Source organism: Halococcus morrhuae DSM 1307 (genome assembly GCF_000336695.1).
In the GTDB taxonomy this organism is placed as follows: Archaea; Halobacteriota; Halobacteria; order Halobacteriales; family Halococcaceae; genus Halococcus; species Halococcus morrhuae.
This window is the reverse complement of sequence record NZ_AOMC01000114.1, coordinates 1-1,782: the sequence shown is the minus strand read 5'-3', so window position 1 is coordinate 1,782 and position 1,782 is coordinate 1. Positions and strand designations below refer to the sequence as shown.

General features: G+C 65.8%; 2 protein-coding genes. One reads left to right on the top strand and one right to left on the bottom strand.

Annotated features, from left to right (window positions below; all coding sequences use genetic code 11):
* The first annotated feature begins 209 nt into the window (after positions 1-209).
* Positions 210-1,607 carry a cryptochrome/photolyase family protein gene (locus tag C448_RS09425; RefSeq protein WP_004054134.1) on the top strand — a complete coding sequence of 466 codons (1,398 nt, stop codon included), beginning with the start codon at positions 210-212 and terminating at the stop codon, positions 1,605-1,607.
* On the opposite strand, the gene C448_RS15970 is transcribed toward C448_RS09425, so the two are convergent.
* Positions 1,608-1,757: a hypothetical protein gene (locus tag C448_RS15970; RefSeq protein ID WP_193363126.1), complete on the bottom strand. Its 150-nt coding sequence runs from the start codon at positions 1,755-1,757 to the stop codon at positions 1,608-1,610.
* Between the last annotated feature and the right edge of the window lie 25 nt (positions 1,758-1,782).

Genomic DNA, 1,782 nt, shown 5'->3' with positions numbered 1-1,782 from the left:
ATTCCCGGCCGCGATACGTATCAGCTAACTAGCTGTAACGGTCTTGTCTTCCCTCTCAACAACACCAGACTTGGTAGGGTCGGTGGTTTTCATCACCCTCGCCGCGACAGGGCTCTCAGTCCCGGAAAGGCAGATTCTCGCCCGCCGGGTTGGCTATCGCCGGGATCACTGGACCGATGATTTAGGATGAACGAACCCCTGATTCGGTCATGCGCATCCACTGGCACCGCCGCGATCTCCGGACGGCCGACAACCGCGCGCTCGCGGCGGCCGCCGGGGACGGCCCCGTCCTCCCCGTTTTCGTCTTCGATCCGGACGTGCTTCAGTACGCGAGCCCGCCACGGGTGGCGTTCCTGCTCGCGGCGCTCGACTCCCTCCAGGAGTCCTACCGCGAGCGGGGCAGCGATCTCTACACCGCCGAGGGCGACCCCGCCGAGGTGCTCCCCGGGATCGCCGACGAACACGGTGTCGACGAACTGTTCTGGAACCACGACTACACGGGTCTCTCCCAGGAGCGCGACGAGCGCGTTCGCGCGGCGCTCGACGACGCGGGCATCGCTCACGAGGCGTTCCACGACGCCCTCCACCACGAGCCGGGCACCATCACGACCAACGACGGCGATCCCTACTCGGTGTTCTCCTATTTCGGCGACAAGTGGCTCGACCGCGAGAAGGCGGAGCCGTACCCGGATCCCGATGGGAACGCACTCGCCGACATCGACCGCGAATCGCTGCCCACGATCCACGAGCTCGGTTTCGACGAACCGAGTGCGAACATCCCGGATGCGAGCACCGAAGCGGCCCGCGACCGTCTCGACACGTTCTGTGACGACGGGATAACCGAATACGACGAGGGGCGCGAGTACCCCGCCGACGAGGGCACGTCCCGCCTCTCGCAGGACCGCAACTACGGCACGATCGGCGTCCGGGAGGTCACGGAACGGGTCGACGAAGCCAGGGAGGCCGCCGACGAGGACGAGCGCGACGGGATCGACGCCTACCGCCGGGAGTTGGCCTTCGGCGAGTTCTTCGCGCACGTCCTGTTCTACAACCCCGAACTCGTCGTCGAGAACTACAAGAGCTACGAGAACCCGATCGACTGGCGCGATGACGACGGGGAGCTCCGGGCCTGGAAGGAGGGGACGACCGGCTATCCGATCGTCGACGCCGGCATGCGCCAGCTCCGCGAGGAGGCGTACATGCACAACCGCGTGCGGATGATCGTCGCCTCGTTTCTGACGAAGGACCTCATGCTCGACTGGCGGGAGGGATATACCCACTTCCGCGAGCGCCTCGTCGACCACGACACCGCCAACGACAACGGCAACTGGCAGTGGGCGGCCTCAACGGGGACGGACGCCCAGCCCTACTTCCGGGTGTTCAACCCGATGACGCAGGGCGAGAAGTACGATCCCGACGCCGACTACATCAAAACCTACGTCCCGGAGCTCGACGATGCCGACCCGGAGACGATTCACTCCTGGAACGAACTGGACGACGAGGAACGTGAATCGGCCGCGCCCGACTACCCGGCACCGATCTGTGAGCACGGCGAGCGCCGCGAGGAGGCGATCGCGATGTTCGAGCGCGCCCGCGGCGAGGGGTAGTCAGAGCACCTGCGCGAAGAGGATGGCGACGAGCACCAGCGCGTAGCCGGGGACGAGATACTGGAGCGCGCGGTTCGGGAGCGTTCGGACGGTGTAAGGTGCGAGGATCGCCGCGAGGAACCCACCGGCGAACACCGAGGGTAGCAACATGAGGTCTGTCTCTTATACACATCTC